A 25,799-nucleotide genomic window follows, 5' to 3' on the forward strand; every position below is an offset into this window, starting at 1 on the left:
TCCATTTCTTGGCGTCTGCTTATAGCTTTCATTCCGATGCGCTGCATACTCCGGCGGTCTGCTGGCCTTGCTTCCAGCAGGGGCTGGCTGCAAGCGGCGATGGATGCGGAATCCCATTTGCATCTATCTTGCCCAGCCTGGTTTGCCAGGCGGTTACTCCGTTGCGGCTGATGCTCAGCTTCAGTACCGACACCTGCGTCTGCGCTTCGTTGTCCAGTTCGTCTATCATGAAATTGCCTATGCTGTACACGATGGGCTTGCCCTTGTAGGTATCCGTGTCCTGGATTACGTGCGGATGGGCGCCGATGACGGCATCCGCACCGGCATCTATCATCAATCTGGCAAGGCGGCGTTGCCGGCTGTTGGCCGTCATTTCATTTTCCCAGCCCCAGTGCATAAAAGGAATGACGATATCGGCATGCTGGACACTGCGCGCCTTCCGGATGTCGTCCACTACCTGTTCGTCTTCGCTCCAGGCCACGCCTGCGCTATCCGTGCCGGCTTCAAAACTGCGGGGCAGGAATTCGTCATAGGCCAGCAGCGTTATGCGTATGCCTTTGCGGGTGATAATCAGCGGCGTATGTGCTTCATGCAGATTACGGCCGCCGCCGAAATACGGGATGTCCTTCTGCTGCAACAAACCCAGCATATCGGCAAAAGCCTGATGGCCGTAGTCGCCGGAATGGTTGTTTGCCACACCGACGGCGTCGAAATGGCGTTTCAGCACGTCCAGCGTACGCGGATGCGCGCGGAAGGTGAAGGTCTTGTCGGCCTGCTCGCCGCCGGTGCCGACGACGCATTCCAGATTGCCGATACGGATGTCGGCCTTTGCCAGGATACCGGCAAAAGCAGCAAAAGGATCCTGGCCCTGCTCGATGGCCTTGCCGGGTTTACCGTCCAGCACGATGTCGCCGGCGAACAGCAGGCTTACCGTCTCCGGCGCAGTGTCTGCTGCACGGGTAACGCCGCCAGATATCAGCGCGGCTGCAAGCATGGCGCCGGCCATGCATTTATACGTTGCGCGCATCATGGCTGCACTCCCTGCAGGCTGCAACGGTATTGCAGTTCGCGTTCCACTTCGCCTGCATACAGGGAGTTTTGCGGAGTCAGCTGATACGGAGCATCCGATACTTTGTACGGCGGCAGATAGACTGCTTCGTGGATAGGGATATCCCTGCGCCTGGTCTGCAAGTAGGCATACAGCTTGATATAGCGGATGGATTTGTCCGTGCCGACCATGACGGCCTTGAAGCGGAAGCGTTCGCCTATGTCGACGGCGGGAACGCCGTAGGGATCCTCAACCGGAGTCGCCTCCACGGTAGTGGCAGCGCCGGCATAAATGACTTCGCAACGCAGTAGCGGCGCGGCACTGGCGCCAGCGCTGGTGAGCAGGGGGAACAGGGTGGAAATAATGGCAAGGCCGATGCCAGGTTTGCCGGTATTCTTTTTATACATTTTGCCTGGATGGTGGAAGGAACGTGCCGAGAATATAGCACGACTGCCATCCAGAACCGTCGGCACGGCGATCCCGGCTGGGAAGTTCTAGGCTAGGCTTCTTCGTCTTCCGGCTTTTCTTCCACAACCATGCTGAAGGCGCTGCCGGCAGCCGCGCCACCCATGTTGCGCGTGCCTTTCAGCTTGATCTGCAGGCGCAGTTCATTGGCAGAGTCGGCGTTGCGTATCGCTTCTTCGTAGCTGATGAATTTTTTGTTATACAGGTCGAACAGCGCCTGGTCGAAGGTGCACATGCCCAGCTCACGGGATTTGCCCATGATTTCCTTGATGGACTGGAACTGGCCCTTGAAGATCATCTCCGCAATGGTCGGCGTATTCAGCAATATTTCAATTGCTGCCTTGCGGCCGTTGCCGTCTTCGGTCTTGACCAGGCGCTGCGAGATGATGGAGCGCAGGTTGGAAGACAAATCCATCAGCAGCTGGTTACGGCGCTCTTCCGGGAAGAAGTTGATAATCCTGTCGATTGCCTGGTTGGAGCTGTTTGCATGTAGCGTGCCCAGGCACAGGTGGCCCGTTTCAGCAAAAGCGATTGCGTGCTCCATCGTCTCGGTATCGCGGATCTCGCCGATCAGGATGACGTCCGGCGCCTGGCGCAGCGTGTTCTTCAGCGCATGGTGCCATGAGTGCGTATCGACGCCGACCTCCCGGTGCGTGACCAGGCAGTTCTTGTTCTTGTGTACGTATTCGACCGGGTCTTCAACGGTGATGATGTGGCCGGCGGAATTGGTGTTGCGGTAATCGATCATCGCTGCCAGCGTGGTCGATTTGCCGGAGCCTGTGCCGCCGACGACCAGCACCAGGCCGCGCTTGGTCATGATGACTTCTTTGAGCGTTTCCGGCAACGCCAATTTTTCAAACGTCGGGATTTCAGACGCGATGGTGCGTATCACCATGCCGGTGTACTGCTGCTGGACAAAGACGTTGACGCGGAAGCGGCACACGTTGGGCAGAGAAATCGCAAAATTGCATTCCATCTCCGCCTCGAATTCCGCGCGCTGCTTGTCGTTCATCAGGCTCAGCGCCAGCTTCTTGGTAACGTCGCCGCTCAGCTTCTGCTGGCTCAGCGGCTTCATGCCGCCGTGGGATTTGATGCTGGGAGGGAAGTCCGCCGAGATGAAAAGATCCGAGCCGCCGAGTTTGTGCATTGCCGCCAGCAACTGGTGCATATAGCTGCGTGCTTCTTCGGGACCGAATGTGGACATGCTTTTCTCCTCAGGGGCGGCAATGAATGACAGTCGCTGCCGGCAATGAAAAAGGGCTCGGCACGTGGCGTGAAGCGCTTATTCTAGCCGGTTTAAGGTTGCCTTGCGGAAATTATTCGTAATGAGGCAGGCACTGTCAGCTAGGTTGCAAAGCTTACTATGCAAATATGGAACAGGCGAGAGGAAAATGCGGGCTCAGGCAGGATTCCCGGCGCATCAGGCTTCTTCAAGAAACGATGCGCCGGGCTAGCTCTAGGCGCCTAGTTGGATTTACGGCGGCGCGTAATCAGCAGGAGGCCGAGACCGGCAAAGAACAAAGCGTAGGTTGCCGGCTCAGGTACTTCCGCACGTGTCGGAACAAAGCTGAAGCTGGCACCCCAAAAAGCATCGGTCGGATCACCTGCATTTCCCCAGGACAGGCCCGCGGGATTAAAATCAGGTGAGGTATTGTTGCTGTCGTCACCTACTCCTGCTTGCAGGAAACTGATACCCGAGTTGACGTTAACATCCTGGGATGCTGCAAACTCGCCGTCATTTCCCAGACCGACGATGCGGTAGGAAGTGCCGGCAATCAGGTTGACTGCAGCAATGCTGCTGTAACGGAAGTGGCCGACCAGCGCATCCGCGGTATCAACGATGGTTTCGGCCAGTTTGTTACCGTTCATGTCAAAAAGCGCTACGGCGTGCGAACCGGCAACGTCTGCGGTGTTGAAGAAAAAAGCCAGGGCGTCGACGGTGATTGCCTGGTTGGCGGTAAAGTCGACGGCAAAGCTGTAGTTGCTGGAATCCGCTGCGCCAAATACGGAAAACGGATCCACGTCAAAAGCGGGAACCGCATAAGCGCTTGCGCTGGCAAATGACATTGCGCACACGGCAACCGCTGCCATTTTGTTCAAGACTTTACTGAATTTCATTTTTACTCCTGATGATTGATTTCAAATTGAAGCGAAACCCGGCGATGCGGGTTCGCTGCCATGTTTTAAAGCGTTTAAATTAACGTTGGCCTAAACCTGAGAACGTATCGACAGGGAATACATCCCATTCCTGAGCAGGATCCCAAGCCGCGGGTGGAATACTTCCGTGGACAATGCCCGATTTGCGGCGCAGGGTTTTGTCCATGGTGACTACGTCCGCATTGGTCGGCGATACCCAAGATTTGCCGTTTGCCGGCTCGACACCGACCTGGCCGAAAGAATCAACGACATTGCCGTTTTTTTCCAGTGTCACGGCATCATCGCCGTTGAAGTTGATAACGCCGTTTGCCACCAGCTTGTTGCCTTTGATCGTGTTAACCAAGGCTGCGGTAGTGCCGGAGTTGTACAGCACCAAGGTCGCGCCAGGCGCAATGGTTCCGCTCAGGGTGAGGGACGATTGAACGGTTGCTTTGCCATTGGAGTACAGGCTCACTTTGTAGGCGCTCAGATCGACCGCATTTTGCGTTGGATTGTAAATTTCCATCGCTTTGTTGGTGGCGCTTCCTTCCACGTATTCACTGAAAAACAGCTCCGGGTCGTTTCCAGGGCCTGGGCCAGTAGCAGGACTGACCGAGATGGGGCCCGACAATTCGGCAGTAACACCTGTGCCATCAGTCAGCACCAGCTTGATCGTATAAGTACCTGCACTTGTGTAGGTCTTGCTTGCTGTCGTGGCATTGACAGCAAGTGTCTGGCTAGTGCCATCACCCCAGTCAACAGTCAGCGTCGGTGTGCCGGTATTGCCGGCAACGTCAGCACTGATGCCGGTGATAGAAACCGCAGCTCCTGCCTGAGCGCTGGTCGGCAGCAAGGCACTCAAGGTCGGTGCGATCACGGCAGAGTCGGCATGCAAATTCAGGCCTACCAGAACTGGGTCATGGTCGGAAGAACGGTAAGGCGTTACGTCATAACGGTCATCGGTCTTGAACTCGGTGTTGTAATCCAGCACCTGTGGTTCATCTGCATTGACGTGCCATACTGTGACACCGGTGACTTGTCCTTGCATGCTGCCGCTGGCAAAAGCATGGTCCAGCACGCCGGATGTGCCGTCGAATACATAGGAATAACGGTCAGCAGCAGGAATGCGGCGTGCCAGTGCTTCAAAACCGCCGGCTTCGATAGAAGCGATAGGATCTTCGTTCAGGTAGGAGTTGTAATCGCCGACCATCAGCACGTCGGATTCGCCGGAGCTGGATACCAGGCCCGCGACCCAGTTTTTCAGCGCAGTAGCCTGTACCTTGCGCGATGCATTCCAGCAGCCTTGGCCGAAATCCTGGTCCGGGCTGGACGCACTGCTTGGGCAGGAGCCTTTGCTCTTCAGGTGGTTGACCACCAGCCAGAAGCTGCCATTGTTATCCTTGGCCGCAAAACGCTGTGCCACCGGTGGACGCAGGCCGCCATCGACGATGAAGCCGGGATCGGTAGGGATCTTGGCGTTGCCAATTGGTGTAACTGCACTTGGCTTGTAGATGATCGCTACCTTGATCTGGTCTGTGCCGGGTTGGCCGCTGTTGATGAACGCATAGGTATTGGCGCCCAGCTTGGCATTTACCGCGGAAACCAGATCACCGATCGTCGTGGTTGCATTGTTTTCAATTTCCATCAATCCCAGAACGTCGGAGTTCAGGCCGATGATGGTGGTGACCAGCTTGTCGCGCTGGCGTTGCAGTTCCAGTGTAGAGTTGGCGCCGCGCACGTTGAGCGTGGTGAAATAATTCAGCACGTTCAGGCTGCCTGCGCGCAAGGTGCCGCCGACTGCATTTGGGGCAGCAGGGCGTGGATTGCTGGCCGTGAAAGTAGCCTGTTGTGTAGGCTGAATCACGAAGCTGCCGAAGCCGTAGCTCATGATACCTTGCACGTTTTGCACGGTATCGCCGACGCGGCGGGTGCCGGTCTTGTCGCTGGCTGTCAGATTCGGGATAGGGTTGGGATTGGCAGGCGAGGAGCCATCGTCCAGTACAATAGTGGAGCGGGCAATCAATGCTGCATTTGCCACGGCATCGCTGCTGTTGGGGTCGCTGTACGGTGTGAACAGGCGGTTAGGCGCCAGTACGATTTCACCAAACTGGCCGAGGTCGTGTACGTCGTTGACGGTCAGAGTTTGCGTGAATTTAACGAGCATGCCTTCGTATGCGCGCAGATCTTCCGGATTTGCTACTGGCAAGCTCACAGTAACGGGCAGAATGGTAGGGCCTTTGCCGCAGACCGAAACCGCACTTAACTGGCTAATCTGAGTCGTGCTTTCTGTATCTGTCGTGGCGGCCTTGAATTCTTGCACGGTGCCGCTGACTTGAACGTAATCGCCGAGTTTTACCGTTGTTGCATTGTCAGGGGCATAAACAAAAATACCTTCTGAAGTTTTGGGATTGTTGTCAGGCACGGGCTGTTCGATAAAAAAGCCTTTGAGTTGATTCGCTGCCTGGAAGTCTCCTACAACAACGCCACGCACGCTTACCTTTTGATTAGCGTAAGCACTGGTCGCGCCTGTTCCCTGGATAACGTCGATATTCATCAACGCATTGGGGGCAGTAGGGCAAGCCGGCAATGCGCCTGGGGGTAATTGCAGCAGCGAGTTGGCATCGCGCGCAGTTCCGCTATCGGCGGTGCTGCCGCCACAGCCGGCCAGCAAAGCGGCCAGACTTGATGCTATTAACAGCCCCGCAAGATTGGCGCGGCTACTCCGTTCCTTCATCATATTTTTCTCCTGGTTTAGTGGGTGCGACCCGGCGATTCTAGGTTTGCAAAATGACCATAGCGTGACAAATCGTCCATTTTTGAAGGTTTACCGCAAACGATTGCGCAAACGCGGGGAGCGGATGTGGGGAATATGGTTTAATGACAATAAAATCGAATATTATTTTGTAATAAATTTCCACATAGAAATAATATTTCTATGTGGAACTATTTTGGAAAATTAAATGAACGAACAGGAAAGCCTTCGGCGGGAGGTTGAGGCGATCCAGACGGCGATGCGCGCACGCCGCCTGGGGTCGATGAAATGGCTGGCGGCCGGCTTCCTTTTTGCCGCGGTCATTCTTTACGGAATTGCCCAGTACCTACTGCCAAACCATCCCGGCTGGGCTTATGTTTCGGCATTTGCCGAGGCGGCGATGATAGGGGCGATTGCCGACTGGTTTGCCGTGGTGGCGCTGTTCCGCCATCCGCTGGGCCTGCCGATCTGGCATACGGCGATTATTCCCAATAGCAAGCAGGAAATTGCCGCCAATATTGGCAGCTTCATCACCACCCATTTCGTAACGGCGGATGGCATCGTCCAGCGCGTGAAGGATACTGATCCCGCAGGGAAATTGTCTGGCTGGCTATTACAGCCGGATAGCAGCGCCAGGCTGGGCAAGGTGCTGGCCGAGGCCGCCGCGATGGTGGTGGGGGCGCTGGACGATGAAGGCATGCGCGGTTTCGTCCGCGACAGCATCAAGAACCGGCTGCAACATATTGATGTTGCCGGCATGGCGGGGGATGTACTGAATGCGATGGTGGAGGAAAAGCGCCACCAGCATTTGCTGGACACGATGCTGCAGGCGATGTCGGAAAAGCTGGAAGATCCTGCCAACCATGACAAGCTGCTGGCGCTGATCAACGAGGTGCTGGATCTGGACAGCGTGAAAATACTGGGCATACAAGTCGGCGGCACCATGCGCAACCTGGCAGCGCGCGGGGTCGGACGCATGGTGAGCAGCCTGCAGGCCAAATCCGCCGAAGTGCAGGCCGATCCGCAGCACCCCTGGCGCGCGCAGTTTGACCACTATGTAGGGGATTTTATCCTGCATCTGAAGGCAGATGCTGCATGGCGCAGCAAGATAGACCATGCCAAGCTCAGCGTGCTGTCCGATCCGCAACTAAACCGCTATCTGAAACAATTATGGGATGAGGCCAAGGCGAAAATGCTGGACGACATGCTGCGCCAGGACTCTGCCGCCGCAGGCTACCTTGGCGATATGGCCTTGTCGCTGGGTCGTAAGCTGGCCGCAGATGCTACGCTGCAAGCCTGGATGAACGAGAAGATATTGACCAATATCCCGCCGCTGGTAGAAAAATACAGGGACAAGGTGGGTGCTTTCATCACCCATGAAATAGATAAATGGTCGAAGGAGGAGATGACCGGCAGGATAGAACTGGCAATCGGCCCGGACCTGCAATTCATCCGCATCAACGGCACGCTGGTTGGCGGGCTGGTCGGTCTGCTGATCTACAGCCTTACCCATTTGCTGCGCAGTTAGCGCAGCTTGCATCGCGCGTTCAGCCGCGGTCGTTGAAGGCGGAAATATTTGCCACCTTGAATATCTTGGACAGCGATGTCAGTTCCTTATGGTGCAATTCAGCAAGACGGGCGATGCACTGCTGGCCAAGTGTCGTCAGGCTGACCTGCACCTGGCGGCGATCTTCCACCCCCGGCGCACGTGTGACCAGCCCGGCTTTTTCGCAGCGCGACACCAATGCCACCACGCCATGGTGCTGGGCTTGCAGACGTTCCGCCAACTCGCCGACTGTCGCCCATTCCCGGTTAGGGTAACCCTTGATATGCAGCAGCAACTGATATTGCAACGGCGTCAAGCCCTCGCTTTGCGCAATGTCTTCGCTAAAGCGCAGGAAACGCCTTAGCTGATAGCGGAATTCAGACAAGGCTTCAAAATCTTCCTTGTTCAGGGTGGAGGTATTTGTCATGGGTCAAGGACTGCTGCTTGAAAATATTTTAAAAAACTATATCATACCGTGATGTAATTGCCACGAAGGTCCGAAGCGCGGCTTCACCCGAAATGAGATTGCGGATACCATGCACATGAAGTTCTGCATGAACTTTTCGGCTGCCCGGCAGTCGAAATCCCCGACCGTATAAGCAGAAACATAATCTGCCGCTCGGACATTAAATAAATTCAGGATCTGTTGTTATTGAATTTGTTTGATTATCGTTAATATTATGTCCCCAAGGAAAATAAAATGAAAAATTTCACCACGCTTGCCGGCTTGCTGTCTGCAGCCGCCCTGTTGAGTGCGTGCAGCACCGCGCAAAAAGAAGCGGAAAAACCGGTCGTAGCGCAAGAACCGGCCAAAACCGTTGCTGCCGCGCCCGATACGCGCACTGTATCGACCGTGACTGCACCCAGCACTGATCCGCTGAACGATCCTAACAGCCCTTTGGCCAAGCGCAGCGTGTATTTCGATTTTGACAGCTATGTGGTCAAGAGCGAATACGATGCGGTGGCCGACGTGCATGCAAAATACCTGACAAAAAACCAGAAGAAAATTCTGATCCAGGGTAATACCGACGAACGCGGCGGCAGCGAATACAACCTGGCGCTAGGCCAGAAGCGCGCCGAAGCATTGCGTAAAAAACTGGCTATCCTCGGCGTGCCGGAAGCGCAGATGGAAGCGGTTTCCCTGGGCAAGGAAAAGCCTAAAGCCAGCGGTTCCGACGAAGCTTCCTGGGCTGAAAATCGCCGCGACGATATCGTTTATACAGCGAACTGAGATGAGCCGGATCTGGCAGTGAACAGAGATGCGGATTTACGCCTTCCAAAGGCATATAAATTTTAATCAAGTTGAGCAAGCGTCAGCAGAAACTGTTAAGCTTCGGCACACCTAAGAAAATGCGTCCCTGTGGGGCGCATTTTTCGTTCAAATTCCTCAAGTCTTTCAATATGGTAAACATTTGCTTCTTATGTTGATGAAAAACCTGATCGCTACCGGCCTTGTTCTGTCCTGCCTCGCCGGCGTAACCCATGCAGCACAACCCCGCATCGGCTCCTCCCACGCACTGGTCATAGAAGACGGCACCGGAAAAATCCTGCTGGAAAAAAACTCCAACGACGTGGTGCCTATCGCATCGCTGACCAAGTTGATGACGGCGATGGTCGTGCTTGATGCCAGGCCGGATATGGAAGCGCCTATCCAGATTGAACAGGAAGATGTGGATATGCTGAAACACAGCATGTCGCGCGTGCCGGTAGGCGCAACCATGCCGCGCAAGGATGTACTGCAACTGGCGCTGATGTCTTCCGATAACCGCGCTGCCGCATCGCTGGCCCGCACTTATCCCGGTGGCAGGCCGGCATTCATGGTCGCGGTACAGGCCAAGATCAAGGGCCTGGGTTTGAGCAATACCGTCATTGAAGAGCCCACGGGCCTGTCGCCCAGCAATCGCTCGAATGCCGTCGATCTGGCAAAGATGGCTGAAGCTGCGTCCAAATATCCTGATATCGTGCGTATTACTACCGATAGCGGCGAGACCCTGAATATCAACGGACGCCAGGTGGAATACCATAACTCCAACCGTCTGGTCGGAAAAAAAGGCTGGGATATCGGTCTGTCCAAGACCGGCTTCACCAATGAGGCGGGCAATTGCCTGATCATGCGCATCAAGGCCGCCGGCAGGAATGCCACGCTGGTGCTGCTGAATGCCAAGGCCAGCTCAGCCCGGTTGTTCGATGCGTCCAGCATTCGCCGCCTGCTGACAGGCGAACCGGAGCCGCAACCGGTTACGCGCGTCTTCAGGCACCATCGGCACAAGGGCCACTAAGCCGGAAAGTTGGTGTTGGCCGGCGCGGCAGATTGAAAAAGTAGTTAATCAAGCGGAGCGATATGCTCCGCTTATGCTTTGGCGTGCAAGACTGCAAGGTCCGGCCAGGTATAGCGCAGCGTCAGCACCTTGCCGCCGCCGGGAGGCTCCCACATTTCGTCGCCATCGACTATGCCGTCCATGCGCTGGTAAAAGCGAATGGCGGCATGGTTGGCTTCCAGCACCCATAAATACATGCCGCAGCCGGCGTCAATGGCGCTGCACCATGCGGCGACATCCGCCATCAGCGTTGCGCCTATGTTCTTCCCTTTGCTGCCGGCGGCCACATGCAGGTTGTCCAGGTAGTGGCCCCACTGCGGGTCTTCGTTGGCAAATGCGCAGGCAAAACCGTGGACTATGCCGTCTTCTTCGGCGACTACGGTATATTGGCCGGGAATAGGGGTGCTCAGGCGCTCTTCCCAGGAAGCCAGCCGTTCGCCATGCACTTCATGGTCGAGATAGGCATCCTGCAGAATTCCCCGGTAGGCCAGGCGCCAGTTCTCTGCATGCAGATGGGCGATCGCGGCGGCATCGGCCTGGGTTGCGGTACGTAATAGCATGGAAATCTTCCGGTTCATCATAAGCAGTGCTCATTTTGACCGTATTTGGCTGCATTGTCACCGCTGTTGCCATGTCAGCGCTGATTACTGTACGTTGACAGATACAAAAAAGGGTCCGGCCGCGAATGGCCGAACCCTTTGCATGCTTAAGTCTGAAATCAGTAGAGCTTCAGCTTATTTTGCAGGCGCTGCGTCTGTTGCTGCCGCGTCTTTCGCTGCCTTATGTTTGCTGTGTTTTTTCTTTGCGGTTTTTTCAGGAGCGGCAGCTGGCGTGCTTGCTGCTGGAGCGGCGGCAGGTGCGGCCGGAGCTGCTGCAGGCGTTTGCGCGAAAGCGGCGCCCATTGTGAAAGTGGTAGCAACGAGAGCGAGGATCAGTTTGTTCATGGTGGATTCCTTTGGGGTTGTCGTAGCAGTGCCTACGTGAGCATATAACGGTGGTTGCCGTTTTCCTGTTGACGGGGAATTGTTTCGATATGTTTCAAACATGTCAGCAATGATTTCAGCGTGGTGACCGGCGAAACTTCGGACCTGGCCGCAGCGGCCTGCAGGTTTTTTTGGCGCCGTAACCGGGCCTCGCGTAAAATCGGAGGTTTTGCTTCTGGAATTCGGCATGAACCGCTTGTTAACCCTGATCCTGGCCGGATTATCGATGGTCGGCCCGCTGGCGATCGATACCTATCTGCCCTCATTCCCGGCGATTGCGAAGGCATTTGATGTCGGCCCGCTGCTGATGCAGCAAAGCCTGAGCCTGTTCCTGTTCACCTTTGCCTTCATGATGCTGTTTTACGGGACGCTGTCCGATTCCTTCGGACGCCGGCCTGTCATCCTGGTGTCGCTGGTGGTTTATATACTGGCCTCGCTGGGCGCCGCGATGACGCCGTCTTTTGGCGGGCTGCTGGTATGCCGCGTGTTGCAGGGGCTGGCTGCCGGCGCCGGCTCGGTGGTCAGCCGCGCCATTATTCAGGATAAATTCGCCGGCGCGGATGCACAGCGCATGCTGTCGCACGTGATGATGCTGTTCGGCCTGGCGCCGGCAATCGCCCCCATATTGGGCGGCTGGCTGCAGGTGAGCATGGGGTGGCGCTCCGTATTCTGGTTCCTGACCTCGTTTGGCGTGCTGATGTTCGTCGTATGCTATCGCGCGCTGCCGGAAAGCCTGCCCGTTGCGTCGCGCCATGCCTTCCATCCGGTGGTCATCGCGGCGAACTACTGGAAAGTGATGAAGCATCACCGCTTCCTGCTGCTGGCGCTTGCCGTCGGACTCAGTTTCAGCGGTTTTGCCTTATACATAGGCTCTGCTGCCAATTTCGTGATGAATATCCTGCACAAGCCCGAAACCGCGTTTGCCTGGCTGTTCATCCCGCTGATCAGCGGCATGGTGGCGGGGTCCGCAATGTCGGCCAAACATGCTGCCCGCTTTACGCCGAAGACGATGATACTGGCAGGTTATGGCATCATGGCGGCGGCTTCCGTCGCCAATGTCGCCTATAACCATTTTTTTGCGGCAGAAGTGCCTTGGGCCGTCATGCCCCTGTTTTTCTATGCGTTTGGCCTGGCGCTGATTACCCCGGCCATCACCATCATCGCCATGAGCTACTTCCCGGATAACCGTGGCCTCGCATCTTCGCTGCAGGCATTCATACAGATGTTCATGTTTGCTCTGGTATCCGGTTTTGTGGCGCCGATACTGTTTGAAAGCGCGTTCAAGCTCGCCTGCGGTGTCGCTGTCGGCCTGGTGCTGAGCTTTAGCTGCTGGCTGCTGGGGCAGCCCAAGCAGGCGGCCCTTGAGGCAAGCACAAGCCCCGGCTGACGACATCTGCCTGGCCGTCAACCAGCAAAAAGCCCCTGAACAGCATGCTGTCAGGGGCTTTTGTCTTACCAGACTGCTATGCCGGACCTGTTATCAGGCCAGATCCTTCTGGTGGTTGATGACGCGGGAAACGATGCCGTATTTGACTGCTTCCTCCGCACTCATCCAGAAATCCCTCTCCATGTCCGCCATCACTTTTTCCAGCGGCTGGCCGGTTTCGGTGGACACTTCGCGCGCGATGCGTTCGCGGGTCTTCAAAATTTCCTTGGCGTGGATCGCGATGTCGGAAGCCTGGCCGCCCGCACCGCCGCCCGGCTGGTGGATCATGAAACGGGTATTCGGCAGGCAGACGCGCCTGTCCTTGGGCGCCGCCAGGAAAATGTGCGTACCGGCGCTGGCTACCCAGCCGGTGCCTATTGTTGTGACTGGCGCGCGCACGAAACGGATGATGTCATGGATGGCATCGCCGGATTCGACGTGGCCGCCGGGGGACGAGATCAGCACATGAATGGGCGCATCTGATTCTTCGGATAGCGCGATCAGCCTTTCGCAGGCGGCGCGCGCCGAGCGGTCGTTGATTTCGCCGAAGATCGTGACAAAGCGCGATTTGAACAGGAGTTTTCCTTCGATACGGTCATCCTTGCCGATATCTTTGCTGTCTTCCGGTTTGTTGCCTGTTTCTTCCATTTGATTCTCCTGTTTTGGTTGTTCGCTGCGAGGCACGCTCGGATATTGCTCCGTGCATATCTTTTTCTGTAAAAGATATTCCTGTCTGAATTATAGTGAGTTTCCTCAGCTATCATATTTAATTGCAAAATTCCTAAATTCAATAGCGGGCCTGCTTTGATTGATAAAAATGTTCCATCACCGGTAGAAATAAAAAACAGAATAGCTTCCGCATCTTTGGATGTGAGCTTCTGGGATGCTTTTAAATTCTGGCTGAAGCTGGGTATGGTCAGCTTTGGCGGCCCCGCCGGCCAGATATCCATCATGCACCAGGAACTGGTTGAGAATCGCCGGTGGATATCGGAACGCCGCTTTCTGCACGCATTGAATTTTTGCATGGTGCTGCCCGGGCCGGAAGCGCAGCAACTGGCGACTTACATAGGGTGGCTGATGCACGGAAAGCGCGGCGGCGTCGCTGCAGGCGCCTTGTTTGTGCTGCCGTCGCTGTTTTTGCTGATTGCACTTTCTTGGCTGTACATTGCCTTTGGGGATGTCCTGGTGGTGGCCGGTTTATTTTATGGTATCAAGCCGGCCGTGACGGCCATCGTTTTCCAGGCCGCGCACCGGATAGGTTCGCGCACGCTGAAAAATGCCTGGCTGTGGTCTATTGCCGTGGCATCTTTTTTCGCCATTTTTATCGTTAACCTGCCTTTTCCGCTGATTGTGGGCGGCGCTGCGCTGGCAGGCTTTGCTGGCGGCAGGATAGCCCCAGATAAGTTCAAACCTGGCGGCCATCACGGCGGGCCAGGAAAGCAATTTGGCCCTGCGATCATCGATGACGATACGCCGACGCCGGCCCACGCCATGTTCTCCTGGAGGGCTTTGCTCCGTATAGTGCTGGCCGGTATGCTGCTATGGGCGGTACCCATGGCGGTGCTGGTTGCATTCTTCGGCTGGGAGCACGCTTATACGCAGATGGCATGGTTCTTTACCAAGGCGGCCTTCCTGACCTTTGGCGGCGCCTATGCGGTGCTTCCGTATGTGTACCAGGGAGCGGTCATGCATTACGGATGGCTGTCCGCCACGCAGATGATGGACGGGCTTGCACTGGGGGAGAGCACGCCGGGTCCGCTGATCATGGTGGTGGCCTTTGTCGCTTTTGTCGGCGGCTACCTGAAAGCGCTGCTGGGGAGCGACAACCTGTTTCTTTCCGGCGCGCTGGCGGCGGTACTGGTTACCTGGTTCACTTTTTTGCCGTCCTTCCTCTTTATCCTGGCTGGTGGTCCGGTGATAGAAAGCACGCACAATGAACTCAGGTTCACGGCGCCGCTGACGGCCATCACTGCTGCAGTGGTTGGGGTGATCGTGAACCTGGCGGTGTTTTTCGGATACCACGTATGGTGGCCAAACGGCTTTCACGGACAAACGGACTGGATCGCCGCCGCCATCACCGTTGTCGCTTTATTGTCGCTGATCAGGTTTCGGCAAAACGTGATCCGTGTGATAGCCGCCTGCGCCGTCGCAGGCCTGCTTGCAAAGATTTATCTACCCGGCATGTAAACGGTAGACGTTAGAGCTTGGGTGGCACCGTGGCTTGCGCGGGATCGCCGATGCAGGTATTGAGCCATGAATATATTCTATTTGCTATATCCGGTATGTCCGGACCAAAATCGCTTGACGACAGCATGGCAATACCGTTGGTACTGCTGAGCACGCCCGGCGTTAAGGACAGTTGAAGTGCGTCATTTTCATGTCCGTGGGCGCGTTTTATGTGATACGGAAGCAAGCTGTCTGAAAGCAGGGGCGCCAGCACTAGATTGTGTGACGACACAATGAGCAGGGAGTGCTTTGCCAGCGTATGCAGTACGGCTGCCGCTGCCGACACGCCTTCCATGTGATTGGTGCCGCGAAATATCTCGTCTATGATCAGGATGCAGGGCGCGGGCCCTTGTGCATAGGCCAGTAATTCTCTTGCGCGTCTTAGTTCAGCCATATATAGGCTCTCGCCGGCCGCCAGGGAGTCTTCAATCTGAATACTGGTCTGGATGTCCGATACCGGTAATTCTGCGTGGCTGGTATAACAGAAACCGAAAGCTCGGGCGCTGGCCAGATTCAAACCTACCGTTCGCAGTAGAGTACTTTTGCCAGCCCCATTTTGGCCTGAAAGGAAGATGCCCTTAGCCTGCAGCTTTACCGATATCCGCGCGGCGCCAGGCAGCAAGGGATTGACGACATCCGTCAACTCCAGCGAGCCTGCTTCGCCTTTTTTTGCCCAACAGAATTGCTGCTGGATGGTCAGATTATTCAGGTGGCGAACCAGAGCAATATCCGCTTCCAGCCTACCTGCCTCAATAAAGCATTGCTGTAAAAAAGTGCTATGCAGCTTAAGCTGTTTTTGAGCGTTGAAATAATGCCTGACATTGGACAGGAATATCCAGTTTGCGTATGCCGACACTAGCGGCATATTCAGGTAGGGAGGCGGTGCAATGCTTCGGTAGAGTCGCGTCATCCGCTCCCGCCCTTCGGTGAAAGATTGCAATCGCAGGGCGCCATCGTTTTTAGGAATCGAAGCTAGGGCTTCGCTGGTGACAAGAAGTTTTTGCAGAGCCGCTGAGGTGTACTTCCAGTGCTCTATTTTCTCATGCATCTCCAACTGTGCGACGACAGGGAGAATAAAACCCAGCGCAGCGGCAAACCATGCATATGGAGTGACGAAGCAAAACGCCAGTGCAGCTACTGTGAAAAAGGGGAGGGCCTGGGCCAGCTTGCTCCAGCCCGGCGTTTGCTCTACCGTTTCACCGAACAAAACGCTGCTTATTTCGGTAGCCGTTTCTCTTAACGGACGGCAAGCGGCGCACAGCCGTACGAGAAGGGTGCTGTCATTCGCTAACAATGTCATCCGCGCTCGGCTTGAGGTGAGGGTTTCTGAATCTGCCCCGGCGCGCAGACGATGGTAGAGCGACTGCTGCCCAAAAATACTGAGCTCCGAAGACAGGCTATCCAGATAGTCGCCCAGTTCAAGGTCTTTCCAGGTTTGGTCGTCAAGGCAATTGCCGGAGTTTTGCCGCACTAGATGATGAAAGCGCGCGATTTCTTCAATTGTGAAAGGCAGGTCAAGGCTGGTAGGCTGGGCGATTTGAAAAAAACTGCCAAACAGGTGAAAGAAATTTCTCCATCGGGAACTGGCCTGTCGAGGGGGAACTGCTGCCGATAAGGAAAGCGCCGTCATGGATTCCCGTTCGCTCATTATTTCTTTCGATAGAAATGTGATAACAATGAGGAGGAAGTGGGATTGATCGCAAGAAATTCAAGAGAGGCTAGAAAATTCCCGGCTCAGAACTGAACCGGGTGCAAGAAATCGGTTTGCTGAGTCTAGCGGTCAGTGATGCTGGACAAAGTGCCACAACACCAGCGTCAAGGCGATAAGTCCTATCGCTATCGGGAAGACCATAGCCCACGGCACGCGCCTTGCTGCGTCGGCTCTTGATTTATGATTCATGAGAGGACTCCTTTCCTTTAAACATACAGGCATATCGCTGATAACGCCGCAGTGGCTGCACTGGTTTACACGACTGAGCAGGATAATCAATAATTGTTTATATCGTTATAGCATGTCCAGCCGGCAAATCCATCGTTTGCCTAAAAGTTTGTGCCATCTGCTGCATGTTTAAGCAACAGTTCGGGTGGTGTAAAGCGTTCGCCGTAGCTTTTCGCCAGTTGCGCGGCGCGCTTCGTGAATTTTTTCACTCCCACATGGTTGACGAACTGGATGGCGCCACCGGTCCAGGCGGGGAAGCCTATGCCGAAGATGGAGCCTATGTTGGCATCCCGCACGGACTCCAGCACGTTTTCCTGCAAGCAGCGGATGGTCTCTATCGCCTGGATATACAGGATGCGGTCCCTGACGTCTTCATACGGCAGGCTGAAGCCGGGTTTTGCATATAGCCGGGCCAGTTCGGGCCACAGGTATTTTTTGCCGCCGTTGATCCTGGGGGCAGTCGGGTATTCGTAGAAACCGGCGCCCGCAGCCTTGCCGGCGCGCTTGTATTCCTTGACCATCTGTTCGATGACGGCGCCGGCCGGGTAGGCGGGTAGGGCCTTGCCTTCGGCCTCCAGGTCGGCCCTGGTCTGGCTGGCGACATGCAGCGACAGGCTCAGCGACACCTCGTCCTGCACCGCCAGCGGGCCCACGGGCATGCCTACCGATAACGCCGCATTCTCGATCAGCGCTGCCGGCAGGCCTTCTGCCAGCATGGCAATGCCTTCATTGACGAAGGTGCCAAACACGCGGCTCGTGAAAAAGCCACGTGCATCGTTGACGACGATAGGCGTCTTGCCTATCTGCTGCACGTAGTCGTAGGCGCGCGCCAGCGTTTCCGGACTGGTGTGGGCACCCTTGATGATTTCCACCAGCTGCATCTTTTCGACGGGCGAAAAGAAATGCAGGCCGATAAAGCGCTGTTGGTCTGAAAACGCCTTCGCCAGTCCGGAAATGGGCAGCGTGGACGTATTGGACGCCATGATGCCGTTGGCTGCCAGATGGGGTTCGGCTTCCTGCGTGACTCGGGCTTTCAGTTCACGCTGCTCATAGACCGCTTCGATGATCAGGTCGCAGCCGGCGAGCTCCCCGCCATCGCCGGTTGCATGGATCAATGCCAGCTGGGCGGCGGCCTTGTCGGCAGACAGACGGCCCTGCTTTACTTTCTTTTCCAGGACGGCTGCTGTGGCCTGTTTACCTTTTTCCGCCTGTTCCTGGCTGACGTCTTTCAGTACGCAGGGTATGCCGCGCGCAGCGGTAACTGCCGCAATGCCAGCGCCCATCATACCCGCGCCCAGGATGCCGACTTTGCCCGCTTTCCACTTCGGCACGTCTTTAGGCCGGCTCTTGCCGGCGCCGATTTCCTGCATCTGGAAGAAAAAAGTGCCTATCATGTTTTTTGCCACCTGCCCGATTGCCAGATGGGTGAAGTAACGGCCCTCTATCTTCAGCGCATTGTCGAAATCGACCTGCGCTCCTTCCACCATGGCGGACAGGATAGCTTCCGGCGCCGGGAAATTGCCCCTGGTCTTTTCACGCAGCATAGCCGGTGCGACCATGATCATCGGCAGCAGCTTGGGCGAGTTCGGTGCGCCGCCGGGCAGCTTGTAGCCTTCAGTGTCCCACGGTTGCCTTGCTTGCGGGTTGGCCAGTATCCAGCTTGCGGCCTGCTGCAACATCTGTTCTCGGTCTGCAGCCACGGCATGGATCAGGCCTGCTTTCAATGCGGCAGCCGGTGTAACCTGCTTGCCTTCTATCAGGTAGGGCATGGCTTCCTGCAAACCCAGTAGCCGTACCGTCCGGATGACGCCACCTGCGCCCGGCAGCAAACCCAGCGTTACTTCAGGAAAGCCTATTTTTGTTTTTGGGCTATCCAGCGCGACCCGGTAGTGGCAGGCCAGCGCCAGCTCCAAGCCGCCGCCCAGTGCACTACCGTTAATGGCCGCGGCAACGGGCTTGCCCAAGGTTTCCAGCCGGCGCAGGACTGCCTTGTTTTGCTCGACCATGCCGGAAAATTCCTGCGCGTGTTCAGGCTTCGCCTTGATCAGTTCACGCAGGTCACCACCTGCGAAAAAAGTTTCCTTGCCGGATGCGATGATGACGCCGGAGATGCCTTCTTTTTCCTGTTCCAGCTGCGTCACGCTATCGTGCAATGCGGCCTGGAAGGCGGCGTTCATCGTGTTGACGGATTGGTTGGGCATATCTATCGTCAGCGTGACGATGCCGCGGGGATCTTTGCTGTAGTTGATCATGTTTGTCTCTGTTTGAATTGGTTGGATGGCTCTGGCAACAGCGAAGGGCGGGGGCTATACCCGCTCAATAATGGTCGCTATACCCATGCCGCCGCCTACGCACAACGTGATCAGACCACGCTTCAGTTGCCGCGCTTCCAGTTCATCCACCAGATTCCCCAGCAGCATGCAGCCGGTGGCGCCCAGCGGGTGGCCGAGCGCGATCGAGCCACCGTTAACATTCACCTTGTCTTCCGGTACGCCCAGGTCTTTCATGAACTTCATCACGACTGCGGCGAACGCTTCATTCACTTCAAACAGGTCGATATCCTTGATCGTCAGGCCCGCCTTGGCCAGCGCTTTTACCGTGGCCGGGCCGGGGCCGGTCAGCATGATGGTGGGATCGGTGCCGGTCACCGCCGAAGCGACAATCCGCGCGCGCGGCGTCAGGCCCAGGCGCTTGCCCATGGCATCGCTGCCTATCAATGCCAGTGCGGCGCCGTCAACGATTCCAGACGAATTACCTGCGGTATGTACATGGTTGATGCGCTCCACCTGTGGGTATTTGCGTATTGCCACGCTGTCGAATCCCATCTTGCCCGGCATTTCAAATGATGCTTTCAGGCCGGCCAGCGCTTCCATCGTGGAGTTGGGCTTGATGAATTCGTCCTCTTCCAGTATCGCCAGTCCGTTGATGTCCCTGACTGCGCGTATCGATTTGAAGCGGCCCCCGGAACGGGCGGCAGCCGCTTTCAATTGCGAGCGCAACGCAAACGCATCCACGTCTTCACGCGAAAAACCTTCCAGCGTGGCGATCAGGTCGGCGCCTATGCCTTGCGGCAGGAAGTCGGTCTGCAGGCTGGTTTCAGGGTCGGCGGCCCAGGCGCCGCCATCGGAACCCATGGGGATGCGCGACATGGATTCCACGCCACCGGCTACAACCAGGTCTTCCCAGCCGGAACGCACCTTCTGCGCTGCCAGGTTCACCGACTCCAGTCCTGATGCGCAAAAGCGGTTCAGTTGCACGCCGGCCACTTTCCAGTCCCAGCCTGCCGCCAGCGCGGCGGTCTTGGCGATATCGGCCCCCTGGTCGCCGATAGGCGTGACGCAGCCGAGCACGACGTCATCGATCAGCGCGGTATCCAGCTGCAGCCGGGTTTGCATGTCCCGCATCAGGCCTGCCAGCAGTGTCACCGGTTTGACGGTATGCAGGGAACCATCCTTTTTTCCCTTGCCGCGCGGGGTGCGGGGGGCGTCGTATAAATATGCTTCGTTCATTCCGGTCTCCTGGTATAGAGCGAGTTCATCGCTCAAGTTCTTATTTGACAGGCAGGTTTATTCGATCGGCCTCAGCTTCGGCTTGCCGTCGAGCCCTGCTTTTCAAGCATTGTATGCATTTATCTTAAAGTTTTATACTTTACAAAGCAACTGCTTGGTTAGTAGAATGGTTCCAGCCTGGAGCGCTCCCCGCTTTACTTTTAAGCATCTTTTTGAGAAATATTCATGGCATACAGAACAATTTTCAGACCGGATTTGATGGCAGGGCAGGTTGTCGTAGTGACCGGCGGCGGCTCCGGCATAGGCCGCTGCACCGCGCATGAACTGGCCGCTCTGGGCGCGACGGTGGCGTTGGTTGGCCGCAAGCTGGAGAAGCTGGAGGCCGTCAGGGATGAGATTGCTCAGGCAGGCGGTGTCGCCAGCTGCCATGCCTGCGATATCCGGCTGGAAGACGCCGTGGCTGAGACCGTCAGGGATGTACTGGCGCTGCATGGCCGCATTGATGGCCTAGTCAATAATGCGGGTGGGCAGTTTCCATCACCGTTGCAGCATATTTCGCTGAAAGGCTGGGAAGCGGTCGTCAAGACCAATCTGACCGGCGGTTTCCTGATGGCGCGCGAATGCCTGAACCAGTGGATGCAGGATCATGGCGGCAGCGTTGTCAATATCGTTGCCGACATGTGGGGCAGCATGCCGGGCATGGGACACTCCGGCGCCGCACGGGCCGGCATGGTCAGCTTTACCGAAACGGCGGCGCTGGAATGGGCCCACTACGGGGTGAGGGTCAATGCGGTGGCGCCGGGTTACGTGGCTTCCAGCGGCATGGACAGCTACCCTCCCGAAATGGCGCCGGTGCTGCGCGGCGCGGCGCAGGGCGTGCCGTTGAAACGGATGTCCACCGAGGCCGAGATTTCCGCCGGCATTGTCTACCTGCTGTCGGAGGCTGCCAGCTTCATCACCGGCACCACCTTGCGCATAGACGGCGGCAGACCGCAGATGCGCGCGGGCTGGGCGGCAGGGCAGGACAAGATTGCGGCGACCGCAGCGGTGCAGCCGTATGATGGATTTCCACTGGCTGTCATGCCCAAGGTTTTGCAGGAAAAATAGTTCGCCCGGCCGCCGGCACCGCGCGACTGAGGTGGCCAAAAAATATAAACATACATATAAAGCAGGAGACATCATGCAATTTACCCACGAACACCAGGAACTGCAGCGCAGCCTGAAGCGCTTTATCGATGCCGAGATTAATCCGCATGTAGACACATGGGAAGAGGCGGAAATATTCCCTGCCAGGGAATTGTTCAAGAAGATGGGAGACCTGGGCTTTCTCGGCCTGTGCAAGCCTGTGGAATACGGCGGCCTGGGACTGGATTATTCGTATTCGCTGATGATGGCGGAAACCCTGGGTCATATCCATTGCGGCGGCGTACCGATGGCCATCGGCGTGCAGACCGACATGTGTACGCCGGCGCTGGCCCGCTTCGGCTCGGACGCGCTGAAATCGCAGTTCCTGGCGCCGGCCATCAGCGGCGACATGGTCGGCTGCATAGGCGTTTCGGAAGCATCCGGCGGCTCCGACGTGGCGTCGATCAAGACCACGGCGCGCAAGGATGGCGGCGACTATGTGATCAATGGCAGCAAGATGTGGATCACGAATAGCTTGCAGGCAGACTGGATGTGCTTGCTGGCCAACACCTCCGACGGTTCTCCGCATAAAAACAAGACGCTGATCATGGTGCCGATGGATACCAAGGGCATCAGCGTGGCAAAGAAAATCAAGAAAATCGGCATGAATTCGTCCGATACCGGGCTGATCTATTTCGATGAAGTGCGCGTGCCGCAGCATTATGCCGTCGGCCAGGAAGGCATGGGTTTCACCTACCAGATGATGCAGTTCCAGGAAGAGCGCATGTGGGCTGCCGCCAATTCCATCCAGTCGCTGACCAACTGCATAGAGTGGACCATCGAGTGGGCGAGGGAGCGCCAGATGTTCGGCGGCCGGCTGCTGGACAACCAGTATGTCTATTTCAAGCTGACTGAACTGAAGACCGAAGTGGAAAGTCTGCGCGCGCTGACTTACCGCGCCTGCGATCTGTACATACAGGGGCAGGATGTGACCGAACTGGCGTCAATGGCCAAGCTGAAAGCAGGGCGGCTGATGCGCACCGTGCCGGATACCTGCCTGCAATTCTGGGGCGGCATGGGTTATACATGGGAAAACCTGGTGTCGCGCATGTATCGCGATGGTCGCCTGGCATCGATAGGCGGCGGCGCGGACGAGGTGATGATGGGCATCATTGCAAAGACGATGGGCATACATCCCGGCAAATCCAGATAGCAGATTCCGATGTTCCACCCTGTAGCCTGGGTGGGGCGTAGCGCAAGCCGGGGAATGTCACGCGGGCCTGAAATATATTCCCGGATTGCGCTGCGCTCCATCTGGGCTACGATCCCTGATATTTTATGATTTCCAATCCTGCTTACTACACGCCCGCGCACGAAGATTTTCGGCAGATGTTGCGCCGCTTTGTCGCCAGCGAAATCACGCCCTTCGTCAATGAATGGGATGAGGCGGCCTCTTTTCCGCGTGAACTTTACCAAAAAGCCGCCGCGATCGGGTTGCTGGGCCTGGGCTTTCCGGAACCGTATGGCGGCTCGCCGGACGTGGACGCGTTTCACCACCTGATCGCTTCGGAGGAGTTGTCCAGGGCGGGCAGCGGCGGCGTGATTGCCTCGCTGCTGTCGCACAGCATAGGCGCGCCGCCGCTGATGTATGGCGGCAGCGAAGAACTGAAACAGCGAATTTTGCCGGATGTCATTGCTGGAAGAAATATCTCGGCACTGGCGATTACGGAACCTTCGGGTGGCTCTGACGTGGCCGCGCTGAAGACCACGGCGGTGCTGGATGGCGACACCTATGTCGTCAACGGCGAAAAGACTTTCATCACCTCCGGCATGCGCGCCGATTATTTTACGGTTGCCGTGCGCACCAACCCCGATATCAAGGGGGCAGGCGGTATCTCGCTGCTGTTGATCGAGCGTGACAGGCCGGGCTTTAGCCGGGCCGAACTGAAGAAAATGGGCTGGTGGGCATCCGACACGGCGCAACTGCATTTTGACAATTGCCGCGTTCCGGCCGCCAACCTGATCGGCGCCGAAGGACAGGGTTTTCGCATCATCATGCGTAACTTCAATACCGAGCGCTTCAGCATGGCGGCAGGCGCCTATGGATTCGCCAGCGTGTGCTATGAAGACGCGCTGGCGTGGTCGCGGGATCGCCATACTTTCGGCCAGCGGCTGCTGGATCATCAGGTGGTCCGGCACAAGCTGGTGGAGATGGCCACGCAGATCAGCGCCGTGCGGGCCCTGCTGGAAGATACCGCCTACCGCATGGGGCAGCCGGAGCAGCAGGGCAGTGAACTGGTTGCACAAATCTGCATGCTGAAAAATATCGCCACCCGCACCATGCAGTTCTGCGCCGACACTGCCGTGCAGACGCTGGGCGGCATGGGTTTCATGCGCGGTACGCGGGTGGAGCGTATCTACCGCGAAGTGAAGGTCAACATGATAGGCGGCGGGGCGGAGGAGATCATGAAAGATCTTATCGCCAGACAACTAGGATACTAGCCAGGATACTCAATAGGTGAGCAATGACAGTGGTAATGACAGAAAAGCCCGAATTCCAGTCCATGCTCAGGCATGTGGTGGAAGAGAAAATCCCGTTTTGCCATTTGTTGGGCATCAAGCTGGAATCATTTGATCCTGACAATGCCCAGATCAGCATTGCCATGCGCGAGCAATTGCTGGGCAATTTTTCACAAGGCATGCTGCACGGCGGTGTGATTGCATCGGTGCTGGACAGCGTGGCGGGGTTTGCCATCCTGCTCAAGATGGCGCAGGAAAATCCCAAAGACGATGTGCTGTCGCAGATGAAAGAATTTTCGCGCATGAGCACGATAGATTTGCGCATCGACTATCTGCAGCCGGGCAGGGGCAAGAAATTTTTTGCTACTGCGGAAGTGACGCGGTTAGGAAAACGGGTCGCGAATGTCTTGATGGATTTACGCAATGAAGAGGGTCACAGGATTGCGACCGGGGCGGCGGCGTTCATGCTGCACAGTAAGATAAGCTGACAGATAAACTAATAGATAAGCTAACAGATAAGCTGATGTCGCCGGAAAGGGCTGGACCCTCTCCGGCCTTGGCAATGCCTTATTTGTTTTTGTTGTAGACGTCTACAAACACGGCGGCCAGCAAAACCAGCCCCTTGATCACCTGCTGGTAATCGATGCCTATGCCCATGATGGACATGCCGTTGTTCATCACCCCCATGACGAAGGCGCCGATGACTGCGCCCATCACCTTGCCGACGCCGCCGGAGGCCGATGCGCCGCCGATGAAGCAGGCGGCAATCACGTCCAGCTCGAAGCCGGTGCCGGCCTTTGGCGTTGCCGTATTCAGGCGGGCGGCAAAGATCAGGCCGGCCAGCGCTGCCAGCATGCCCATGTTGACGAAGGTATAGAAGGATACGCGCTCCGTCTTGATGCCGGACAGGCGCGCCGCTTTTTCATTACCACCCACCGCATATACGCGGCGGCCCAGCACTGTGCGGTTGGTGATGAAGGTGTAGGCCACCATCAGCACGAACATGACGATCAGCACGTTAGGCATGCCCCTGTAGCTGGCCAGCAGGTAGCTGAAATAGCAGATTACGGCGGCAAACACGGCATTTTTCAGCAGGAAGAATTGGTAAGGTTCATCTTCCATGCCGTAGCGCGACTGCTTCAGCCTTGCCCGCAGCTTGACGAAAATCAGCACGGCGGCAACGATGAAACCGACTACCAGTGAAGTCACACGGAATTCACCGGTTTCTATCAGTTCCGGGATAAAGCCGGAGCTCAGGCGCTGGAAGCCTTCCGGGAAAGGACCGACCGACTGGCCTTGCAGCAGAGCCAGCGTCAGGCCTTTGAATACCAGCATGCCGGCCAGCGTGACGATGAACGAGGGTATCCTGAAGAAGGCGACAAAATAGCCCTGTGCTGCGCCGATGATGGCGCCCGCTGCCAGGCAAATTACTGCCGCCAGCATAAAGTTGATCTGGTAATTGACGATCAGCACCGCCGCCAGCGCGCCGATGAAACCCACCACCGAACCGACCGAAAGGTCGATATGGCCGGCGACGATGACCATCAGCATGCCCAGCGCCATGATGACGATATAACTGTTTTGCAGAACCAGATTAGTCAGGTTCAGCGGCTGCATCAGCGTACCGTCCGTCATGTACTGAAAGAAAGCCATGATCGCTATCAGCGACATCAGCATGCCGTATTCGCGCATATTGTTTTTCAGGAAGCCCGCATAGCTTTTTTTCTGGGACTCTTGCGCTTCCTGTTGCGGCTGAACGCTTTTGACGTCTTTCATACTTGTATTTCCCGAGGTGATTTCCGATGC

At 56.6% G+C, this 25,799-nt stretch carries 22 protein-coding genes; 9 read left to right on the forward strand and 13 right to left on the reverse strand.

What is annotated here, in order from left to right; all coding sequences use genetic code 11:
* Nucleotides 1–28: 28 nt before the first annotated feature.
* The 5 genes from ACO0LO_RS14145 to ACO0LO_RS14165 form a co-directional block, all read right to left on the reverse strand.
* Complete coding sequence (locus tag ACO0LO_RS14145; protein WP_422964872.1) at nt 29–1,030, reverse strand: CapA family protein; 1,002 nt, start codon at nt 1,028–1,030, stop codon at nt 29–31.
* Nucleotides 1,027–1,455 (reverse strand): hypothetical protein, encoded by a 429-nt coding sequence (locus ACO0LO_RS14150; RefSeq protein WP_422964873.1) that lies wholly within the window; start codon nt 1,453–1,455, stop codon nt 1,027–1,029. Before ACO0LO_RS14150 ends, ACO0LO_RS14145 begins: the two co-directional genes overlap by 4 nt.
* Before the next feature lie 92 nt (nt 1,456–1,547).
* Nucleotides 1,548–2,717, reverse strand: coding sequence for a PilT/PilU family type 4a pilus ATPase (locus ACO0LO_RS14155; RefSeq protein WP_422964874.1), 1,170 nt, complete (start codon nt 2,715–2,717; stop codon nt 1,548–1,550).
* A 260-nt stretch (nt 2,718–2,977) separates the two neighbouring features.
* Nucleotides 2,978–3,631 carry a DUF4082 domain-containing protein gene (locus ACO0LO_RS14160; RefSeq protein WP_422964875.1) on the reverse strand — a complete coding sequence of 218 codons (654 nt, stop codon included), beginning with the start codon at nt 3,629–3,631 and terminating at the stop codon, nt 2,978–2,980.
* Nucleotides 3,632–3,710: 79 nt separating this feature from the next.
* Nucleotides 3,711–6,386, reverse strand: coding sequence for an ExeM/NucH family extracellular endonuclease (locus tag ACO0LO_RS14165; RefSeq protein WP_422964876.1), 2,676 nt, complete (start codon nt 6,384–6,386; stop codon nt 3,711–3,713).
* A gap of 223 nt (nt 6,387–6,609) precedes the next feature.
* Between ACO0LO_RS14165 and ACO0LO_RS14170 the strand changes: the two genes are divergently transcribed.
* Nucleotides 6,610–7,929 carry a DUF445 domain-containing protein gene (locus ACO0LO_RS14170; RefSeq protein ID WP_422964877.1) on the forward strand — a complete coding sequence of 440 codons (1,320 nt, stop codon included), beginning with the start codon at nt 6,610–6,612 and terminating at the stop codon, nt 7,927–7,929.
* A gap of 19 nt (nt 7,930–7,948) precedes the next feature.
* On the opposite strand, the gene ACO0LO_RS14175 is transcribed toward ACO0LO_RS14170, so the two are convergent.
* Nucleotides 7,949–8,374, reverse strand: a complete 426-nt coding sequence (locus ACO0LO_RS14175; protein ID WP_422964878.1) for a MarR family winged helix-turn-helix transcriptional regulator — start codon at nt 8,372–8,374, stop codon at nt 7,949–7,951.
* A gap of 273 nt (nt 8,375–8,647) precedes the next feature.
* Between ACO0LO_RS14175 and pal the strand changes: the two genes are divergently transcribed.
* Together pal and ACO0LO_RS14185 are read left to right on the forward strand one after the other, a co-directional pair.
* Nucleotides 8,648–9,178 carry a peptidoglycan-associated lipoprotein Pal gene (pal, locus tag ACO0LO_RS14180; protein WP_422964879.1) on the forward strand — a complete coding sequence of 177 codons (531 nt, stop codon included), beginning with the start codon at nt 8,648–8,650 and terminating at the stop codon, nt 9,176–9,178.
* A gap of 190 nt (nt 9,179–9,368) precedes the next feature.
* Complete coding sequence (locus ACO0LO_RS14185) at nt 9,369–10,226, forward strand: serine hydrolase (protein ID WP_422964880.1); 858 nt, start codon at nt 9,369–9,371, stop codon at nt 10,224–10,226.
* Nucleotides 10,227–10,297: 71 nt separating this feature from the next.
* On the opposite strand, the gene ACO0LO_RS14190 is transcribed toward ACO0LO_RS14185, so the two are convergent.
* Together ACO0LO_RS14190 and ACO0LO_RS14195 are read right to left on the reverse strand one after the other, a co-directional pair.
* The gene (locus tag ACO0LO_RS14190; RefSeq protein WP_422964881.1) at nt 10,298–10,825 is read right to left on the reverse strand and encodes a GNAT family N-acetyltransferase; all 528 of its coding nucleotides are present in this window, start codon (nt 10,823–10,825) and stop codon (nt 10,298–10,300) included.
* 174 nt (nt 10,826–10,999) lie between these two features.
* On the reverse strand, nt 11,000–11,209 hold the full coding sequence (locus ACO0LO_RS14195; protein WP_422964882.1) for a hypothetical protein: 210 nt from the start codon (nt 11,207–11,209) through the stop codon (nt 11,000–11,002).
* Nucleotides 11,210–11,435: 226 nt separating this feature from the next.
* Between ACO0LO_RS14195 and ACO0LO_RS14200 the strand changes: the two genes are divergently transcribed.
* The gene (locus tag ACO0LO_RS14200; protein ID WP_422964883.1) at nt 11,436–12,635 is read left to right on the forward strand and encodes a multidrug effflux MFS transporter; all 1,200 of its coding nucleotides are present in this window, start codon (nt 11,436–11,438) and stop codon (nt 12,633–12,635) included.
* A 93-nt stretch (nt 12,636–12,728) separates the two neighbouring features.
* Here the strand turns inward: ACO0LO_RS14200 and ACO0LO_RS14205 are convergent, their stop codons facing one another.
* Entirely contained in the window at nt 12,729–13,358 is a 630-nt protein-coding gene (locus ACO0LO_RS14205) for an ATP-dependent Clp protease proteolytic subunit (RefSeq protein WP_422964884.1), read from the reverse strand.
* Nucleotides 13,359–13,511: 153 nt separating this feature from the next.
* On the opposite strand from ACO0LO_RS14205, the gene chrA reads away from it, so the two are divergent.
* Entirely contained in the window at nt 13,512–14,861 is a 1,350-nt protein-coding gene (gene chrA / locus ACO0LO_RS14210; protein WP_422965161.1) for a chromate efflux transporter, read from the forward strand.
* A 10-nt stretch (nt 14,862–14,871) separates the two neighbouring features.
* Here chrA and ACO0LO_RS14215 read toward each other — a convergent pair whose 3' ends face one another.
* The 3 genes from ACO0LO_RS14215 to ACO0LO_RS14225 all read right to left on the reverse strand — a co-directional run bounded on the left by ACO0LO_RS14215 (nt 14,872) and on the right by ACO0LO_RS14225 (nt 20,348).
* Nucleotides 14,872–16,548, reverse strand: a complete 1,677-nt coding sequence (locus ACO0LO_RS14215; protein WP_422964885.1) for a MutS-related protein — start codon at nt 16,546–16,548, stop codon at nt 14,872–14,874.
* Nucleotides 16,549–16,940: 392 nt separating this feature from the next.
* Complete coding sequence (locus ACO0LO_RS14220; protein WP_422964886.1) at nt 16,941–19,091, reverse strand: 3-hydroxyacyl-CoA dehydrogenase NAD-binding domain-containing protein; 2,151 nt, start codon at nt 19,089–19,091, stop codon at nt 16,941–16,943.
* Between the two features lie 54 nt (nt 19,092–19,145).
* Entirely contained in the window at nt 19,146–20,348 is a 1,203-nt protein-coding gene (locus ACO0LO_RS14225; RefSeq protein ID WP_422964887.1) for an acetyl-CoA C-acetyltransferase, read from the reverse strand.
* Nucleotides 20,349–20,573: 225 nt separating this feature from the next.
* Here ACO0LO_RS14225 and ACO0LO_RS14230 point away from each other — a divergent pair, with 225 nt between their 5' ends.
* The 4 genes from ACO0LO_RS14230 (at nt 20,574) to ACO0LO_RS14245 (ending at nt 24,481) form a co-directional block, all read left to right on the forward strand.
* Nucleotides 20,574–21,455, forward strand: a complete 882-nt coding sequence (locus ACO0LO_RS14230; RefSeq protein ID WP_422964888.1) for an SDR family oxidoreductase — start codon at nt 20,574–20,576, stop codon at nt 21,453–21,455.
* Nucleotides 21,456–21,528: 73 nt separating this feature from the next.
* Complete coding sequence (locus ACO0LO_RS14235) at nt 21,529–22,686, forward strand: acyl-CoA dehydrogenase family protein (RefSeq protein WP_422964889.1); 1,158 nt, start codon at nt 21,529–21,531, stop codon at nt 22,684–22,686.
* A 125-nt stretch (nt 22,687–22,811) separates the two neighbouring features.
* A complete protein-coding gene (locus ACO0LO_RS14240) occupies nt 22,812–23,975 on the forward strand; it encodes an acyl-CoA dehydrogenase family protein (protein WP_422964890.1) in 1,164 nt (387 codons plus the stop codon).
* A gap of 35 nt (nt 23,976–24,010) precedes the next feature.
* The gene (locus tag ACO0LO_RS14245) at nt 24,011–24,481 is read left to right on the forward strand and encodes a thioesterase family protein (protein ID WP_422964891.1); all 471 of its coding nucleotides are present in this window, start codon (nt 24,011–24,013) and stop codon (nt 24,479–24,481) included.
* 79 nt (nt 24,482–24,560) lie between these two features.
* Here the strand turns inward: ACO0LO_RS14245 and mmsB are convergent, their stop codons facing one another.
* Nucleotides 24,561–25,769, reverse strand: coding sequence for a multiple monosaccharide ABC transporter permease (mmsB, locus tag ACO0LO_RS14250; RefSeq protein WP_422965162.1), 1,209 nt, complete (start codon nt 25,767–25,769; stop codon nt 24,561–24,563).
* Nucleotides 25,770–25,799 lie beyond the last annotated feature (30 nt).

Origin of the sequence: Undibacterium sp. TJN25, assembly GCF_049339885.1 — a bacterium.
Taxonomy (GTDB): Bacteria; Pseudomonadota; Gammaproteobacteria; order Burkholderiales; family Burkholderiaceae_D; genus Undibacterium.

Excerpts from the sequence above, each read along its gene's own strand:
- ACO0LO_RS14145 (WP_422964872.1), bottom strand. The coding sequence starts at position 1,030 with ATGATGCGCGCAACGTATAAATGCATGGCCGGCGCCATGCTTGCAGCC.
- ACO0LO_RS14150 (WP_422964873.1), bottom strand. The coding sequence starts at position 1,455 with ATGTATAAAAAGAATACCGGCAAACCTGGCATCGGCCTTGCCATTATT.
- ACO0LO_RS14155 (WP_422964874.1), bottom strand. The coding sequence starts at position 2,717 with ATGTCCACATTCGGTCCCGAAGAAGCACGCAGCTATATGCACCAGTTG.
- ACO0LO_RS14160 (WP_422964875.1), bottom strand. The coding sequence starts at position 3,631 with ATGAAATTCAGTAAAGTCTTGAACAAAATGGCAGCGGTTGCCGTGTGC.
- ACO0LO_RS14165 (WP_422964876.1), bottom strand. The coding sequence starts at position 6,386 with ATGATGAAGGAACGGAGTAGCCGCGCCAATCTTGCGGGGCTGTTAATA.
- ACO0LO_RS14170 (WP_422964877.1), top strand. The coding sequence starts at position 6,610 with ATGAACGAACAGGAAAGCCTTCGGCGGGAGGTTGAGGCGATCCAGACG.
- ACO0LO_RS14175 (WP_422964878.1), bottom strand. The coding sequence starts at position 8,374 with ATGACAAATACCTCCACCCTGAACAAGGAAGATTTTGAAGCCTTGTCT.
- pal (WP_422964879.1), top strand. The coding sequence starts at position 8,648 with ATGAAAAATTTCACCACGCTTGCCGGCTTGCTGTCTGCAGCCGCCCTG.
- ACO0LO_RS14185 (WP_422964880.1), top strand. The coding sequence starts at position 9,369 with ATGTTGATGAAAAACCTGATCGCTACCGGCCTTGTTCTGTCCTGCCTC.
- ACO0LO_RS14190 (WP_422964881.1), bottom strand. The coding sequence starts at position 10,825 with ATGCTATTACGTACCGCAACCCAGGCCGATGCCGCCGCGATCGCCCAT.
- ACO0LO_RS14195 (WP_422964882.1), bottom strand. The coding sequence starts at position 11,209 with ATGAACAAACTGATCCTCGCTCTCGTTGCTACCACTTTCACAATGGGC.
- ACO0LO_RS14200 (WP_422964883.1), top strand. The coding sequence starts at position 11,436 with ATGAACCGCTTGTTAACCCTGATCCTGGCCGGATTATCGATGGTCGGC.
- ACO0LO_RS14215 (WP_422964885.1), bottom strand. The coding sequence starts at position 16,548 with ATGAGCGAACGGGAATCCATGACGGCGCTTTCCTTATCGGCAGCAGTT.
- ACO0LO_RS14220 (WP_422964886.1), bottom strand. The coding sequence starts at position 19,091 with ATGATCAACTACAGCAAAGATCCCCGCGGCATCGTCACGCTGACGATA.
- ACO0LO_RS14225 (WP_422964887.1), bottom strand. The coding sequence starts at position 20,348 with ATGAACGAAGCATATTTATACGACGCCCCCCGCACCCCGCGCGGCAAG.
- ACO0LO_RS14230 (WP_422964888.1), top strand. The coding sequence starts at position 20,574 with ATGGCATACAGAACAATTTTCAGACCGGATTTGATGGCAGGGCAGGTT.
- ACO0LO_RS14235 (WP_422964889.1), top strand. The coding sequence starts at position 21,529 with ATGCAATTTACCCACGAACACCAGGAACTGCAGCGCAGCCTGAAGCGC.
- ACO0LO_RS14240 (WP_422964890.1), top strand. The coding sequence starts at position 22,812 with ATGATTTCCAATCCTGCTTACTACACGCCCGCGCACGAAGATTTTCGG.
- ACO0LO_RS14245 (WP_422964891.1), top strand. The coding sequence starts at position 24,011 with ATGACAGAAAAGCCCGAATTCCAGTCCATGCTCAGGCATGTGGTGGAA.
- mmsB (WP_422965162.1), bottom strand. The coding sequence starts at position 25,769 with ATGAAAGACGTCAAAAGCGTTCAGCCGCAACAGGAAGCGCAAGAGTCC.